This is a genomic window from Cedecea sp. P7760 (assembly GCF_013386425.1).
Classification (GTDB): Bacteria; Pseudomonadota; Gammaproteobacteria; order Enterobacterales; family Enterobacteriaceae; genus Cedecea; species Cedecea selenatireducens.
Genome location: NZ_JACARU010000010.1, coordinates 14508 through 30947 on the forward strand (window position 1 = coordinate 14508; position 16440 = coordinate 30947).

Annotated in this window: 13 protein-coding genes; 10 read left to right on the forward strand and 3 right to left on the reverse strand. The window is 54.9% G+C overall.

Features of this window, described 5'->3' with window-relative positions; all coding sequences use genetic code 11:
• Nucleotides 1–34 precede the first annotated feature (34 nt).
• The 3 genes from ycaR (at nt 35) to HX778_RS03935 (ending at nt 1991) form a co-directional block, all read left to right on the forward strand.
• Entirely contained in the window at nt 35–217 is a 183-nt protein-coding gene (gene ycaR, locus HX778_RS03925; RefSeq protein WP_008461191.1) for a protein YcaR, read from the forward strand.
• Nucleotides 214–960: a 3-deoxy-manno-octulosonate cytidylyltransferase gene (kdsB, locus tag HX778_RS03930; RefSeq protein WP_176981335.1), complete on the forward strand. Its 747-nt coding sequence runs from the start codon at nt 214–216 to the stop codon at nt 958–960. Before ycaR ends, kdsB begins: the two co-directional genes overlap by 4 nt.
• A gap of 137 nt (nt 961–1097) precedes the next feature.
• Nucleotides 1098–1991, forward strand: a complete 894-nt coding sequence (locus HX778_RS03935; RefSeq protein ID WP_038474019.1) for a YcbJ family phosphotransferase — start codon at nt 1098–1100, stop codon at nt 1989–1991.
• On the opposite strand, the gene elyC is transcribed toward HX778_RS03935, so the two are convergent.
• Nucleotides 1971–2747 (reverse strand): envelope biogenesis factor ElyC, encoded by a 777-nt coding sequence (elyC, locus tag HX778_RS03940; protein WP_176981336.1) that lies wholly within the window; start codon nt 2745–2747, stop codon nt 1971–1973. The two genes, HX778_RS03935 and elyC, sit on opposite strands and share 21 nt — an antisense overlap.
• Before the next feature lie 132 nt (nt 2748–2879).
• Here elyC and cmoM point away from each other — a divergent pair, with 132 nt between their 5' ends.
• The 7 genes from cmoM (at nt 2880) to HX778_RS03975 (ending at nt 13573) form a co-directional block, all read left to right on the forward strand.
• Nucleotides 2880–3656: a tRNA uridine 5-oxyacetic acid(34) methyltransferase CmoM gene (gene cmoM, locus HX778_RS03945; RefSeq protein WP_038474017.1), complete on the forward strand. Its 777-nt coding sequence runs from the start codon at nt 2880–2882 to the stop codon at nt 3654–3656.
• A 3-nt stretch (nt 3657–3659) separates the two neighbouring features.
• On the forward strand, nt 3660–4982 hold the full coding sequence (mukF, locus tag HX778_RS03950) for a chromosome partition protein MukF (RefSeq protein ID WP_038474015.1): 1323 nt from the start codon (nt 3660–3662) through the stop codon (nt 4980–4982).
• Nucleotides 4963–5679, forward strand: a complete 717-nt coding sequence (gene mukE, locus HX778_RS03955) for a chromosome partition protein MukE (RefSeq protein WP_038474013.1) — start codon at nt 4963–4965, stop codon at nt 5677–5679. Before mukF ends, mukE begins: the two co-directional genes overlap by 20 nt.
• Nucleotides 5676–10133, forward strand: a complete 4458-nt coding sequence (mukB, locus tag HX778_RS03960) for a chromosome partition protein MukB (protein WP_176981337.1) — start codon at nt 5676–5678, stop codon at nt 10131–10133. Before mukE ends, mukB begins: the two co-directional genes overlap by 4 nt.
• Before the next feature lie 184 nt (nt 10134–10317).
• Nucleotides 10318–12153: a L,D-transpeptidase gene (gene ldtD, locus HX778_RS03965; protein WP_038474008.1), complete on the forward strand. Its 1836-nt coding sequence runs from the start codon at nt 10318–10320 to the stop codon at nt 12151–12153.
• A 184-nt stretch (nt 12154–12337) separates the two neighbouring features.
• Nucleotides 12338–12886: a YcbK family protein gene (locus HX778_RS03970; RefSeq protein ID WP_038474005.1), complete on the forward strand. Its 549-nt coding sequence runs from the start codon at nt 12338–12340 to the stop codon at nt 12884–12886.
• Nucleotides 12887–12925: 39 nt separating this feature from the next.
• Entirely contained in the window at nt 12926–13573 is a 648-nt protein-coding gene (locus HX778_RS03975) for an MBL fold metallo-hydrolase (protein WP_176981338.1), read from the forward strand.
• Between the two features lie 64 nt (nt 13574–13637).
• Here the strand turns inward: HX778_RS03975 and HX778_RS03980 are convergent, their stop codons facing one another.
• Both HX778_RS03980 and ompF read right to left on the reverse strand, forming a co-directional pair.
• Nucleotides 13638–14828 (reverse strand): amino acid aminotransferase, encoded by a 1191-nt coding sequence (locus HX778_RS03980; protein ID WP_038474000.1) that lies wholly within the window; start codon nt 14826–14828, stop codon nt 13638–13640.
• Nucleotides 14829–15013: 185 nt separating this feature from the next.
• A complete protein-coding gene (gene ompF / locus HX778_RS03985) occupies nt 15014–16096 on the reverse strand; it encodes a porin OmpF (protein ID WP_038473998.1) in 1083 nt (360 codons plus the stop codon).
• Nucleotides 16097–16440: the final 344 nt, after the last annotated feature.

Consider the following 16440-nt stretch of genomic DNA (forward strand, 5'->3'; position numbering starts at 1 on the left):
CTGGTGCCGTTGATGGCACTCATCTGGAGTAATTATGGAAAGTCGTTTACTTGAAATCATTGCCTGCCCGGTCTGTAACGGCAAGCTCTACTATAATCAGGAAAAGCAAGAACTTATCTGCAAGCCGGATGGCCTGGCCTACCCGCTGCGTGACGGTATTCCCGTTTTGCTGGAAAGTGAAGCCCGTACGCTGACTTCAGACGAGACCAATCCATGAGTTTTGTCGCCATTATTCCCGCACGCTATGCGTCCACGCGCCTGCCGGGTAAACCTTTAAAAGACATCAACGGTAAAGCGATGGTCCTGCATGTGCTGGATCGCGCTCGTGAATCCGGCGCTGAGCGTATTATCGTCGCGACCGATCATCCGGAAGTTGCTCGCGTTGTCGAAGCGGCAGGTGGAGAAGTTTGCCTGACCAGCCCCGATCACCAGTCCGGAACCGAACGTCTGGCTGAGGTTATCGAGAAATGTGGTTTCAGCGATGACACGGTTATTGTGAACGTGCAGGGTGACGAGCCAATGATCCCGCCGGTGATTATTCAGCAGGTTGCGAACAACGTCGCTAACAGTAAAGCCGGTATGGCGACGCTTGCGGTGCCAATTGAATCAGCGGAAGAAGCGTTTAACCCAAATGCGGTTAAGGTCGTCATGGATGCGCAGGGTTATGCGCTCTATTTTTCACGCGCCACCATTCCCTGGGATCGTGAACGCTTTGCCGCTTCCCGCGAACAGATTGGCGATACCTTCCTGCGTCACATCGGCATTTATGGCTACCGCGCCGGTTTTATCCGCCGCTATGTCAGCTGGGAGCCGAGCCAGCTCGAGCAAATCGAAATGCTTGAGCAGCTTCGCGTCTTGTGGAACGGCGAAAAAATTCACGTTGCCGTGGCGAAAGCCATCCCAAGTATTGGCGTGGATACCCCGGAAGATCTGGAGCGCGTTCGTCTCGCGATGCGTTAATTCACCTTCTGCGCGAAGCATAAAACCGGCTAAACAGGCCGGTTTTTCTTTTTCTGAAATCCAGTTGATCTGGAGTGGTGACAACTTCGCCTGGTGCGCTCATTATTAAATCAACAGTATTACCAGGGGAAATCGGTATGGAATTGCTGCGTAAGGAGTTAAGCCATCTGCTGGGTGAGAAGCTAAGCCGTATTGAGTGCATTAGCGAGCATGCGGAAACTGCGCTTTGGTCGCTCTACGACAGCGGCGGTCATGCCATGCCGTTACTGGCTAAAAGCTTTACCTCGCCGGGCCTGGCGGCACAGCTGGCGTGGAAAATGTCGATGCTGGCGCGTTCCGGTACGGTGAGAATGCCGGTGGTTTACGGCGTGCTCACTCACGAAGAACATCCTGGACCGGATGTTCTGCTGATGGAGCGTCTGCGCGGCGTTCCCGGCGAAGCACCAACCCGCACGCCCAATCGCTGGGAGCAGCTGAAAGATCAGATTGTTGAAGGCCTGCTTGCCTGGCATCGCGTGGACAGCAGCGGCTGTGTAGGCAATGTGGACAGTACACAGGAAAATATCTGGCCGCACTGGTATCGCCAGCGGGTAGAGGTGCTCTGGAGCACGCTCAATCAGTACCAGAACACGGGGTTAACGATGCAGGATAAACGCATCCTGTTTCGCACCCGCGAGTGCCTGCCGCGAATGTTCGAGGATTTTAGCGATAATTGCGTGCTGATCCACGGCAACTTCTCCCTTCGCAGCATGCTCAAGGATTCGCGTAGCGATCAGCTGCTGGCGATGGTGAACCCCGGCGTGATGCTATGGGCTCCGCGGGAATATGAACTGTTTCGCCTCGCTGAGCCGGGCCAGGCCGAGGGTTTGCTTTGGCACTACCTGCAGCGCGCGCCGGTAGCCGAGTCTTTCCTGTGGCGGCGCTGGCTGTATGTATTGTGGGATGAGGTGGCTCAGCTGTTGCAAACCGGCCGTTTGAACCGGCCGGTCTTTGATAATGCGTCGAAATCGCTACTGCCCTGGCTCTCCTGAGGAGCCTTTCAGCCATTGCCAGATGCGTCCCAGCGTTTCATAGCCCACGCGCTCGCTGTGCATCAGCCATACCGAGTCGGGGATAGCCTTCTCCCACGGATTAAGCGGAGAGGTTATCGCCAGCTGATTGGCCGGTGCCGGGAGCGGATGTAGCCCGGCTCGGGTGAAGAAGATCATCGCGCGTGGAAGATGCGAAGCGGATGTCACTAGGATAAACGGCTGCTGGCCTATCAGCTTCGCCACGGCGTGCGCTTCCTCTTCAGTATCTTTGGGGGAATCGAGGGTGATGATGTCCTCTCTGGAAATCCCAAGACTTTCCGCAACCCTGGCACCGGCCTCCGCCGTGCTAACGGCATTGGTCATCGCCCTGGCTCCGGTAAAGATAAGTTTTGCCCCTGGATTCAGCTGTTTCAGACGAATCGCTTCGGTGAGTCGCGGTAAACTGTTGTTGATCAGGTTGGAGCTGGGAGCCCAGTCCGGGTTCCACGTATAGCCGCCGCCCAGCACCACGATGTAGCGCGCGTTATCACCCTGCTGGCGAGTGGCGTAAGTGTCTTCAATAGGTTTTAACATCCAGTCGGCAACGGGCTGCAGGCTAATCAGGAAAAGCACCAGCCAGCTTGCGGTAAGTAATCCTTTGGCCGTTTTCTGCCAGCGGGTAAACCACAGCAGCGCCAGGCTAACGCCCATGGTCAACAGCAGGAAAGGCAGGGGCAGCAACATCCCGCCAATGATTTTTTTCAGTATAAAAAGCATGAATTTCGGATCCTTTTTAACCATCCGGCAGGTAAACGCCTGTGATATTACACCAGATGGGTTCATTCTCGTCCCGGCTGTGCCAAAATAGCGGTTTTGTCAGATGACCTCTTTTGCCACGGAGCTGTACCCATGGGTGACCGCAATTTTGACGATATTGCCGAGAAGTTTTCGCACAATATCTATGGCACAACCAAAGGCCAGTTGCGGCAGGCGATCCTCTGGCAGGATCTGGATGCTTTTCTTGCTACCCAACCTGCAGCCATAAGGGTGCTGGATGCCGGCGGTGGTGAAGGGCAAACGGCGACCCGATTTGCCGAGCGGGGTCATGAAGTTGTGCTTTGTGATGTGTCCGCCGGGATGATTGCACGTGCAAAAATGCTCGCCCAGGATAAAGGTGTGAGCGACAACATGCATTTTGTACAATCTGCCGCTCAGGATATGGCCCAACGTTTGGAAAGCCCGGTTGATCTGATATTGTTTCATGCGGTGCTCGAGTGGGTCACTGACCCTCAGGCCGTGCTAAAAGCGCTTTGGGATTGTTTGCGTCCCGGCGGCACTTTGTCGCTAATGTTCTACAATGCAAACGGCCTGCTGATGCGAAACATGTTCGTCGGGAACTTCGAATATGTGCTGCAGGGGATGAAAAAAAATAAGCGCAAAACCCTTTCGCCCGACAATCCGCTGCAGCCAGAACAGGTTTACCACTGGCTGGAGCAAATTGGCTGGCAAATTACCGGTAAAACCGGCGTGCGGGTGTTCCACGACTACCTGCGAGATAAACACAAACAACGAGATGGTTTTGACGATTTGCTGACGCTGGAGACGCGTTATTGCCGGCAGGAGCCGTTTATCAGTCTCGGCCGCTATATTCACGTAACCGCGTTTAAGCCGCAGAGCCAAGGATAAATTATGAGTGATTTTTCCCAGACAGTGCCTGAACTGGTTGCCTGGGCCAGGAAAAATGATTTTTCGATTTCGCTGCCCACCGAGCGCCTGACGTTTTTGCTGGCCGTTGCCACCTTAAACGGCGAGCGTCTTGACGGTGAGCTGAGCGAGGGAGAACTCATTGATGCGTTTCGCCACGTGAGCGACGGTTTTGAACAAACCAGCGAAACGATCAATGTGCGCGCCAATAACGCCATCAACGATATGGTACGCCAGCGCCTGCTTAACCGCTTCGTAAGCGAGCTAACCGAAGGCAACGCTATTTATCGCCTGACGCCGCTGGGTATCGGTATTACCGACTACTACATTCGCCAGCGCGAGTTTTCCACGCTGCGCCTGTCTATGCAGCTTTCTATCGTTGCGGGTGAGCTTAAACGCGCCGCTGACGCTGCGGATGAAAATGGCGACGAGTTCCACTGGCACCGTAACGTTTACGCGCCGCTGAAATATTCCGTGGCGGAGATCTTTGACAGCATCGATCTTACCCAACGCATCATGGACGAACAGCAGCAGCAGGTAAAAGATGACATTGCCCAACTGTTGAACAAAGACTGGCGTGCGGCCATTTCGAGCTGTGAGCTGCTGCTGTCGGAGACATCCGGCACGCTGCGTGAACTGCAGGATACGCTGGAGGCCGCAGGGGATAAGCTGCAGGCAAATCTGCTGCGAGTGCAGGACTCTACCCTGGGGCGCGACGACCTTCACTTTGTTGATCGCCTGGTGTTTGACCTGCAAAGCAAACTCGACCGCATTATCAGCTGGGGTCAGCAAGCTATCGACCTGTGGATAGGCTACGACCGCCACGTGCATAAATTTATCCGTACCGCTATCGATATGGATAAAAACCGCGTCTTTGCTCAACGCCTTCGCCAGTCGGTACAAAATTACTTCGATGCGCCATGGGCGCTGACCTATTCCAGCGCCGATCGTCTGCTGGATATGCGTGATGAAGAGATGGCGCTGCGTGATGAAGAAGTGACGGGCGAGTTGCCTAACGAGCTCGAGTTTGAAGAATTTAACGAAATTCGTGAACAGCTGGCGGCGCTGATTGAAGCGGCGCTGCAGGTCTACAAAACGAAGCAAGTGCCCCTCGATTTGGGGGTTGTAGTGCGTGACTACCTCGTGCAATACCCGCGCGCACGTCATTTCGACGTTGCACGTATTGTTGTAGACCAGGCGGTACGTCTGGGTGTAGCGGAAGCGGATTTCACAGGATTGCCGGCGAAGTGGCAAACCATTAACGATTACGGAGCCAAGGTACAGGCGCATGTCATCAACAAATATTGAACAAGTGATGCCGGTTAAACTGGCACAGGCGCTGGCCAATCCTCTCTTTCCTGCGCTCGACAGTCAGCTGCGCGCCGGGCGCCACATTGGCCTCGAAGAGCTGGACAATCACGCCTTTTTGATGGATTTCCAGGAATATCTGGAAGAGTTTTACGCGCGCTACAACGTTGAGTTGATTCGCGCGCCGGAAGGTTTTTTCTATCTGCGTCCTCGCTCCACCACGCTCATTCCGCGTTCGGTGCTCTCCGAGCTGGACATGATGGTCGGTAAAATCCTTTGTTATCTCTACCTCAGCCCGGAACGTCTGGCCAACGAAGGAATCTTTACTCAGCAGGAGCTGTACGACGAGTTGCTGACGCTAGCGGATGAAAACAAGCTGCTGAAGCTGGTGAATAACCGCTCTACGGGCTCCGATCTCGACCGTCAGAAACTGCAGGAGAAAGTCCGCGCCTCTCTGACCCGTTTGCGCCGCCTCGGCATGATCTGGTTTATGGGCCATGACAGCAGCAAATTCCGCATCACCGAGTCGGTCTTCCGCTTCGGCGCCGATGTGCGTAGCGGCGATGACCCGCGTGAAGCCCAGCTGCGCATGATTCGCGACGGCGAAGCCATGGCGGTGGAAAGCCGCCTGCAGCTCAACGATGAAAGCGATGAGCCACAACCAGGACTAGATAACGCGGAGGATGAACAGGAATGATTGAACGCGGAAAATTTCGCTCGCTGACGCTGGTTAACTGGAACGGTTTCTTCGCCCGCACCTTCGATCTCGACGAGCTGGTCACCACGCTTTCCGGCGGTAACGGCGCGGGTAAATCCACCACCATGGCGGCCTTCGTCACGGCGCTTATCCCGGATTTAACCCTGCTGCACTTCCGTAACACCACCGAAGCCGGTGCCACCTCGGGCTCTCGCGATAAAGGTCTGCACGGTAAGCTTAAAGCCGGCGTGTGTTACTCCACGCTGGACGTGATCAACTCCCGCCATCAGCGCGTTGTGGTAGGCGTTCGCCTGCAGCAGGTTGCCGGGCGCGATCGTAAAGTCGACATCAAACCTTTTGCTATTCAGGGCCTGCCGACCTCTATTCAGCCGACTCAACTGCTGACCGAAACGCTGAACGAGCGACAGGCTCGCGTGCTCAGCCTGCAGGAGCTGAAGGACAAAGTTGAAGCCATTGAAGGCGTGCAGTTCAAGCAGTTTAACTCCATCACCGACTACCACTCGCTGATGTTCGATCTGGGCATCGTGGCGCGTCGCCTGCGCAGTGCCGCAGACCGCAGTAAATACTATCGCCTGATTGAAGCCTCGCTGTACGGCGGGATTTCCAGCGCGATTACCCGCTCCCTGCGTGACTATCTGTTGCCGGAAAACGGCGGCGTGCGTAAAGCCTTCCAGGACATGGAGGCGGCGCTGCGTGAAAACCGCATGACGCTGGAAGCGATTCGCGTTACCCAGTCCGACCGCGACCTGTTCAAACACCTGATTTCGGAAGCGACGGATTACGTGGCAGCGGACTATATGCGCCACGCCAACGAACGGCGTATCCATCTGGATAAAGCGCTGGAGTTTCGCCGCGAACTGCTGACCAGCCGCCAGCAGCTGTCCGCCGAGCAGTATAAGCACGTTGATATGGCGCGTGAGCTGGGCGAGCACAGCGGGGCCGAAGGCGATCTTGAAACCGATTATCAGGCCGCAAGCGATCACCTGAACCTGGTGCAAACGGCGATTCGCCAGCAGGAGAAGATCGAGCGTTACGAAGCTGACCTCGACGAGCTGCAAATTCGCCTTGAAGAGCAAAACGAAATCGTGGCTGAAGCCCACGAGCAGCAGGAAGAAAATGAAGCCCGGGCCGAAGCCGCCGAGCTGGAAGTGGATGAGCTGAAAAGCCAGCTTGCCGATTACCAGCAGGCGCTGGACGTGCAGCAGACGCGTGCGATTCAGTATCAGCAGGCATTGCAGGCGTTAGAGCGCGCTCGTGAACTGTGTCATCTGCCGGATTTAACCGCCGACAGCGCCGACGAGTGGTTGGACACCTTCAAAGCGAAAGAGATTGAAGCGACAGACAAGCTGCTGTCTCTTGAGCAGAAAATGAGCGTGGCTCAGGCCGCTCATAGCCAGTTCGAACATGCTTATCAGCTGGTGACCGCGATAAGCGGCCCGGTTAGCCGTAGCGACGCGTGGGAAACGGCGCGTGAACTGCTGCGCGACAGCAGCAATCAGCGCCACCTGGCAGAGCAGGTTCAGCCGCTGCGTATGCGCCTTAATGAGCTTGAGCAGCGCCTGCGCGAGCAGCAAGAAGCCGAACGTCTGCTGGCTGATTTCTGCAAACGCCAGGGCAAACAGTTCGATCCTGAAGAGCTTGAAGCACTGCATGAAGAATTAGAAGAGCGGATTGGTGCGCTGCAGCAAACCGTTGCCGATGCCAGCGAGCAGCGTATGGCGCTGCGTCAGGAGCTTGAGCAGCTGCAGGCGAGTATTAAAACGCTGAACCTGCGTGCCCCAAGATGGATTGCCGCCCAAACCAGCCTTTCCCAGCTGTGCGAGCAAAGCGGTGAGCAGTTCGAAGCCAGCCAGCAGGTTACTGAGTACATGCAGCAGCTGCTGGAGCGTGAACGTGAATCTACCGTTGAGCGTGATGAAGTCGGGGCGCGTAAACGTGCCGTGGATGACGAAATCGAACGCCTCAGCCAGCCTGGCGGTGCAGAAGATCCGCGCCTCAACGCGCTGGCCGAACGCTTTGGCGGCGTCCTGCTGTCTGAAATTTACGATGACATCGGCCTCGAAGATGCGCCGTACTTCTCCGCGCTCTACGGGCCATCCCGCCACGCTATCGTGGTGCCGGATCTTTCCCTGGTGCGCGAGCAGCTGGAAAATCTGGAAGACTGCCCGGAAGATCTTTACCTGATTGAAGGGGATCCGTCTTCGTTCGATGACAGCGTGTTCACCGTTGAAGATATGGGCGCGGCGGTACTTGTCAAAACCGCTGAACGCCAGTGGCGCTATTCGCGCCTGCCGGAGCTGCCGCTGTTTGGCCGTGCCGCGCGTGAAAACCGTCTTGAAGCGCTGCACAACGAGCGGGAGTCACTTGCTGAACGTTTTGCCACGCTCTCTTTTGACGTGCAGAAAAACCAGCGCCTGCACCAGTCCTTTAGCCGCTTTATCGGCCAGCATCTGGGCGTGGCGTTTGAAGACGATCCGGAAGCTGAAATTCGCCACCTCAACAGCCGTCGTGGCGAAATTGAGCGGGCGATCAACAACCACGAAAATGACAATCAGCAGCAGCGTCAGCAGTTCGACCAGGCGAAAGAGGGCGTGGCCCAGCTTAACCGCCTGCTGCCGCGCATTAGCCTGCTGAATGACGAAACGCTGGCCGACCGCTGCGACGAAATTCAGGAGCGCCTGGACGAAGCCGAAGAGTCTGCCCGCTTTATTCAGCAGCACGGCAATCAGCTTATTAAGCTGGAAGGTATCGTCAACGTTCTGCAGAGCGATCCTGAACAGTTCGAGCAGCTGAAGGACGATTATGCCCACGCGCAGCAAATTCAACGTGACGCCCGCCAGCGTGCCTTTGCGCTGACCGAAGTCGTGCAGCGTCGCGCTCACTTCAGCTACAGCGATTCTGCGGCCATGCTGGACGGTAACAGTGACCTGAACGAGAAGCTGCGCCAGCGTCTGGAACAGGCTGAAGTCGAGCGTACGCGTTCCCGTGAAGCGCTGCGTCAGCATGCTCAGCAGCTAGGCCAGTACAGCCAGCTAATGGCGTCGCTGAAAAGTTCGTTTGATACCAAGAAAGAGCTGCTGACCGATCTGCACAAAGAGCTGCAGGATATCGGGGTTCGTGCCGATGCCGGGGCAGAAGAAAGGGCTCGTGCGCGCCGGGATGAGCTGCATACTGCGCTTAGCAACAACCGTTCACGCCGTAATCAGCTTGAGAAACAGCTGACCTATTGCGAAGCGGAGATGAATAACCTCACCCGCAAACTGAAGCAGCTTGAGCGTAACTACTTTGAGATGCGCGAGCAGGTTGTGACCGCGAAAGCGGGCTGGTGCGCGGTGATGCGTATGGTGAAAGACAACGGCGTTGAGCGCCGCCTGCACCGTCGTGAACTGGCCTATCTCTCCGGGGACGATCTGCGTTCCATGTCGGATAAAGCGTTGGGTGCCCTGCGCCTGGCCGTTGCGGACAACGAACATCTGCGCGATGTACTGCGTATGTCAGAAGATCCGAAGCGCCCTGAGCGTAAGATTCAGTTCTTCGTTGCTGTTTACCAGCATCTGCGCGAGCGTATCCGTCAGGATATCATCCGTACCGACGACCCGGTTGAAGCCATCGAGCAGATGGAAATTGAGCTGGGACGCCTGACGGAAGAGCTGACCTCGCGCGAGCAGAAGTTGGCTATCAGCTCCCGAAGCGTGGCGAACATTATTCGCAAGACTATTCAGCGTGAGCAGAACCGTATTCGCATGCTTAACCAGGGGCTGCAAAGCGTCTCCTTTGGTCAGGTGAAGAGCGTTCGCCTTAACGTTAACGTGCGAGAGGCGCATGCTACGCTGCTGAACGTCCTTTCCGAGCAGCATGAGCAGCATCAGGATCTGTTTAACAGCAACCGCCTGACCTTCTCAGAAGCGCTGGCGAAGCTTTATCAGCGCCTGAACCCGCAGATAGACATGGGCCAGCGCACGCCGCAGACCATTGGCGAAGAGCTGCTGGATTACCGTAACTACCTGGAAATGGAAGTTGAGGTAAACCGTGGCTCGGACGGCTGGCTGCGTGCGGAGAGTGGGGCGCTGTCTACCGGGGAAGCTATCGGGACCGGGATGTCTATCCTGGTGATGGTTGTGCAGAGCTGGGAAGACGAGTCTCAGCGCCTGCGTGGGAAAGACATTTCCCCTTGTCGCCTGCTGTTCCTTGATGAAGCCGCACGTCTGGATGCCAAGTCCATCGCCACGCTGTTTGAGCTGTGTGAACGACTGGAAATGCAATTGATTATTGCGGCGCCAGAAAACATCAGCCCGGAAAAAGGCACCACCTACAAGCTGGTGCGTAAGGTGTTCCAGAACAGCGAACACGTTCACGTTGTTGGCCTGCGTGGCTTTGCGGCCCCGGTACTGCCAGAACCACAGCCGGGTTCGGAAACGGCAGACGCGTCGTAAAAATCAGCAATCCAGGTTGTCAATTTATCAAGCGGGCCCCGGCCCGCTTTTTCTTTGCCACGAACAGTCTTAATCTTTAATTTTCTTTACATTTTGTCAGGCAAATGGTTTTTACTGTTTATATACTAGTGATGAATACTTCCCGCCTTTGACGGTGAGCACAGTAATAAACAGGGGGCAAGGGATGTTGCTTAGAAAAGGTAAAGATTTTCGATTGTCAGCAGTCGGTTACTGCCTGGCGCTCAGTTTCGCTCCACTGTTTGCGGCGCAGGCCGACGAGCCTGCCGTGGTTCCCTCCGACAGCTCTGCTTTTCAGACCGATCGGCCCACGGAACTCAATCAGCCTTTGGCGCAGTCTACGGCAACGGCCACAATGGCCGGTACGTTGCCAACCAACACTTCCACCATGTCTGCCGCGCAAAGCCGCTCGCAGCTTATTGCTGGATTGCCTGCGGGCTACACGCCGGTTTACCTCAACGCGCTGTCGGCCTTTTACGCCGCGCGAGACATGAAGCCAATGTGGGAAAATCGCGATGCGGTAAAAGCCTTTCAGCAGCAGCTGGCGGAAGTCGCCATTGCCGGTATCCAGCCACAGTTTAGCCAATGGGTTGAACTGCTGACCGATCCTGGCGTGAGCGGTATGGCGCGTGATGTGGTGCTGTCCGATGCCATGATGGGCTACCTGCAGTTTGTCTCCGGCATCCCGATTGACGGCAATCGCTGGCTTTACAGCAGCACGCCTTATAAGTTAAAAACGCCGCCGCTTTCGGTGATTAACCAGTGGCAGGTTGCCGTCGACCAGGGTTCACTGGTGAACTTTATTGACAGCCTTGCGCCACAGCATCCGCAATATGCTCAGCTTCACCAGTCCCTGATTCATCTGTTGGGTGATACTCGTCCGTGGCCGCAAATAACCGGTAAAGAGACGCTGAGACCGGGGCAGTGGAGTAATGATGTTGGCGCGCTGCGCGAGATCCTTGCCCGCACAGGTATGCTCCAGGATAAAGCCTCGGGTTCTACCACCGTTGCCGATGTCACGGTAAGCCCGTCAGCGATTAACGTTGAAGATATTCCCGCGTCAGCCGGCAAAAAGCAGCAGGCCGCCGCGCGCGGGGTTTACGGCCGCGACCTTGTTGACGGCGTAAAACGCTTCCAGCAGTGGCAAGGGCTAGGCCCGGACGGCGCGATTGGCCAGCTGACGCGCGACTGGCTTAACGTGACGCCCCAGCAGCGTGCGGCGCTGATAGCGTTGAACATTCAGCGCCTGCGGCTGCTGCCGGACAAACTCGATACCGGCATTATGGTGAACATTCCTAACTATTCGCTGGTTTACTACCTTAACGGCAATGAAGCGCTGGCTTCACGCGTTATCGTTGGGCGTCCGGATCGTAAAACCCCGATGATGAGCAGCGCGTTAAATAACGTGGTGGTTAATCCGCCCTGGAACGTGCCGCCGACGCTTGCCCGAAAAGATCTTTTGCCAAAGGTCCGCCAGAACCCAGGCTACCTCGAGCAGCACGGCTATAGCGTGATCCGCGGCTGGAGCAATAACGCTGAGACAATTGACCCGTGGCGCGTTGACTGGTCGACGATTACCGAGAACAACCTGCCGTTCCGCTTCCAGCAAAAACCAGGCACGCAGAACTCGCTTGGGCGCTACAAGTTTAATATGCCAAGTTCAGATGCCATCTATTTGCACGACACGCCTAACCATAACCTCTTCCAGAAGGATGCAAGGGCGCTGAGTTCCGGCTGTGTGCGCGTGAATAAAGCCTCGGAGCTTGCGAACATGTTACTGCAGGATGCCGGGTGGAATGACTCACGTATTTCCAGTACGTTGCAGGAAGGGAATACCAAATACGTGAATATCCGCCATAACATTCCGGTTAATCTCTACTATCTGACGGCGTTTGTCGGGAAAGAGGGGCGAACCGAGTTTCGTACAGATATTTACAATTATGATCTCACCGCGCGATCTGGCGCACAAAACCTCGCAAAAGCCGGGTTATTAATCCGCTAAACGCAACATTTCTAATGAATTAGTGGTCGTAGAAAATGTAAAACCCAGCCGGGCCCGTTGCAGGGCCCGCCGTTGCTGGGTTTTATCGTGCCTTGACTCCCCGGATTCGGGCAGCTATGGTGCGATGGCAGTGCGCAAAAGTGCATATTAAACCATCATTTTATTACCTGTAGACCTGGATATCATGGACAAATTTGACGCTAATCGCCGCAAGCTACTGGCTTTGGGGGGCGTGGCTTTCGGTGCCGCTCTCATGCCTTTGCCGTCGTTTGCCACCCTCTCGACACCACGCCCGCGTATTTTGACTCTCAATAACCTGCATACCGGAGAGTCACTGAAAGCCGAGTTTTTTGATGGCAGAGGCTATATTCAGGATGAATTAGCAAGACTTAATCACTTCTTCCGGGATTACCGGGCGAACAAGATTAAATCCATCGATCCTTCACTGTTTGACCAACTCTATCGCCTGCAGGGGCTGTTGGGTACCAACAAACCGGTGCAGCTGATTTCTGGCTACCGCTCCATCGACACCAATAACGAACTTCGCGCTCACAGCCGCGGCGTAGCGAAAAAAAGCTACCACACCAAAGGCCAGGCGATGGATTTTCATATTGAAGGGGTTTCGTTAAGCAATATTCGCAAAGCGGCATTATCTATGCGCGCAGGTGGTGTAGGATACTACCCCAGCAGCGACTTTGTGCATATTGATACCGGGCCGGTAAGGCACTGGTAAAACAACGGAATCCGGCTTTGTTGCCGGTAATGGAGCAGCATGAACTATCACATTATTCCGGTCACGGCTTTTGCCCAGAACTGTTCTCTTATTTGGTGCGAGGAAACGCAGCAGGCGGCGCTGGTGGATCCCGGCGGCGATGCGGCGCGTATCAAGCAGGAAGTGGCGCAGAAAGGCGTAAAGGTTAGCCAAATTTTGCTGACGCACGGTCATCTCGATCACGTTGGCGCGGCGGCCGAGCTGGCGGCACATTACGGCGCGCCGGTTGTAGGTCCGGAAAAAGAAGATGAGTTCTGGCTGCAGGGCTTGCCGCAGCAAAGCCGAATGTTTGGCCTCGACGAGTGTCAGCCTCTGACGCCGGATCGCTGGTTAAACGAAGGGGAAAGTGTCGCCGTAGGGAATGTGACTTTACAGGTGTTGCATTGTCCGGGGCATACGCCTGGCCATATCGTCTTCTTCGATGAGGCCTCTCGTTTGCTGGTTTCTGGTGATGTCATCTTTAAAGGCGGAGTGGGGCGCAGCGATTTTCCACGTGGTGACCACGCGGCGTTGATTGATTCAATCAAGCGTAAATTGCTGCCGCTGGGGGATGATGTGACCTTTATTCCCGGCCACGGGCCGATGTCTACCCTGGGCTACGAACGTCTGCATAATCCGTTCTTACAGGACGAGCAGCCGGTCTGGTAAATATGTTTTCGAGTAAAAAAAAGAGCCGCTTATGCGGCTCTTTTGCTTTTTGCTGGCTGTAGTTTTACAGCACGGCCACGATGGCTTCACACAGCGGCGCCATGTTATCCGGGGTCATGCCCGCCACGTTGACGCGGCCGGATGCCACGGCGTAAACGCCAAACTCTTCGCGCAGGCGCAGCACCTGTTCTTTGGTCAGGCCGCTGAACGAGAACATCCCGTTTTGATTGATGATGAAGCTGAAGTCGCGGTTGGCGCCTTTCTCCTGCAGGGTATTCACAAACAGCTGACGCATACGGTGAATGCGCTGGCGCATGTCGGTCAGCTCTTGTTCCCACATGGTACGCAGCGCGTCATTGCTGAGAATGGTTGCCACGACGGAGGCACCGTGCGCAGGTGGGTTAGAATAGTTGGCGCGAATAACCGATTTCACCTGGCTGAATGAACGGTCAGCGGTGTCGGCATCGGTGGCAACCAGCGTGAAAGCGCCTACGCGTTCGTTGTACAGGCCGAAGTTCTTGGAATAGGAACTCGCCACCAGCAGCTCTTTGTGGCCGGCAGCAAAAATACGCAGGCCTTCCGCATCCTCTTCCAGACCGCGGGCAAAGCCCTGGTAGGCGAAGTCAAACAGCGGCAGCCAGCCTTTGGCCAGTGACATTTCTGCCAGCGTTTTCCACTGTTCGGCGGTAGGATCGATCCCGGTAGGGTTATGGCAGCAGCCGTGGAACAGCACCACGTCACCGGCTTCGGCAGCCTGCAGGCTGGCAACCAGACCATCAAAGTCCAGGCTGTGATTTTCCGCATCATAGTAGGCGTACTCTTTCACTTCCAGACCGGCGGCGTTAAACACGCTTTTGTGGTTAGGCCAGCTTGGGTTGCTTACCCAAACGCGTTTCGCTGAGGTATTTTTTGCCAGGAAGTCAGCGGCCACGCGCAGCGCACCGGTACCGCCTGGGGTTTGCGCGGTACGAGCACGTTTGTCGGCAATCAGGGCATTGCCTTTACCGAACAGCAGCTCTTGCGTGCAGCGGCCAAATTCTGGAATACCATCAATACCCAGATAGTTCTTGGTGGTCTCATTTTCCAGCAGATACAGCTCGGCTTTCTTAACGCTGGTCAGTACCGGCGTTTTACCGGTCTCGTCCTTATAGACCCCGATGCCGAGGTTGATTTTGGTTGGACGATCGTCGGCGCGAAACAGGTCGGCCAGACCAAGAATAGGATCGGCAGGGGCAGCGGTAATGTTCTCAAACATGACGGGTTCCATTAGTGATATCGGGGGAAATCGCTTTCAGGTTAACTGCTGTTTTACGAATTGCCAACCGTTTGCGACAAAAAGAGACGGTTAGCGATAACATCGGGTTTATTCTACTTTTTTGCCATAAAAAAACAGGGCCGAAGCCCTGTTTTTAAACATTTCAGACAAACAAATGGCTGAAATTAGAACTGGTAAACGATACCAACAGCAACGGTGTCGTCTGCACCCACGCCCAGCTTGTTGTTTTTATCGATCTGGTTGATCTGATAGTCAACATAGGTGGACATGTTTTTGTTGAAGTAGTAAGTCGCGCCGATATCAATGTAGTTGAGGTAATCTTCGCTGCCGATACCTTCAACATTTTTCGCTTTAGATTTGTAGTAAGCGATGGATGGACGCAGACCGAAATCGAACTGGTACTGTGCTACAACGGAGAAGTCCTGAGTTTTGTTCAGGAAGCCATCGGTACCGTTGATGGTCAGACGGGTAGCGTTGCGGCTTTCACCGTACAGCGCGGCCAGGTAGATGTTGTTCGCATCATATTTCAGGCCGGTAGCCCACTGCTCTGCTTTAGCGCCGTGACCGTATGTCAGGGCTTGCTGATCGTTAGTGCGGTCAGCCGCGCCGTAAGCACCTACGATGCCGAAGCCATCAACGGTGTAGCTTGCGGAGCTTGCCCAGCCGTCACCGTTAGAGCGGGTTGCGTTGCCAGCACGATCGTTTTTGCCCAGGTACTGAACGCCGAAGTCCAGACCGTCAACCAGGCCGAAGAAACCGCTGTTACGGTAAGTTGCGAGACCACCGTTACGGCCGGAGAAGAAGTTGTCGCTGTTGCCGGTGTCACCGCCGAACTCTGGCAGCATGTCGGTTACGCCGATTGCGTCGTAAACCAGACCGTAGTTACGACCGTAGTCGAAGGAGCCAGCATCACCGAATTTCAGACCCGCGAAGGCCAGACGGGTTTTGTTCCCTTTCTGAGCGTCAGCACCTTCAGAGTTGTTACCCTGGAAGTTGTATTCCCACTGGCCGTAACCGGTCAGTTGGCTGTTAATTTGAGTTTCGCCTTTGAAGCCAAGACGGGCGTAAGTTTTGTCGCCGTTACCCTGAGCGTTCGCACCGTTATCTTTAGCGAAGTAATGCAGACCTACCGCTTTACCGTACAGGTCTACTTTGTTGCCGTCTTTGTTATAAATTTCTGCAGCGTTTGCTGCACCGGCTACCAGCAGAGCAGGGATTACCACTGCCAGAATATTGCGCTTCATCATTATTTATTACCCTCATTGTGGTTTTTATGGACACCTGCCACTGCCGTCAATAATTCTTTACGGAACTATTGAGGATAGTTTGGTGTCTTTCTGTATCTGTCTGGCATCTTTCCATCCATGAAACCGTTTCGCTAGCCTGAAAGTGCTACAAATGTCTAAACTGAGTTTCAAAAGGAAAATATGTGTAACTAAATGTTAATATCAGGGAACTTTGTGAACCATTTCAAATTTCGCTCTTAATGCAACCCGAATGCGCAATTTCTAATCATATATATATGAATTACTTATGTTTAATCCGCATAAAGCTATTTGGTGAATGTTTCTTGTTCACAATTGTTCATTTT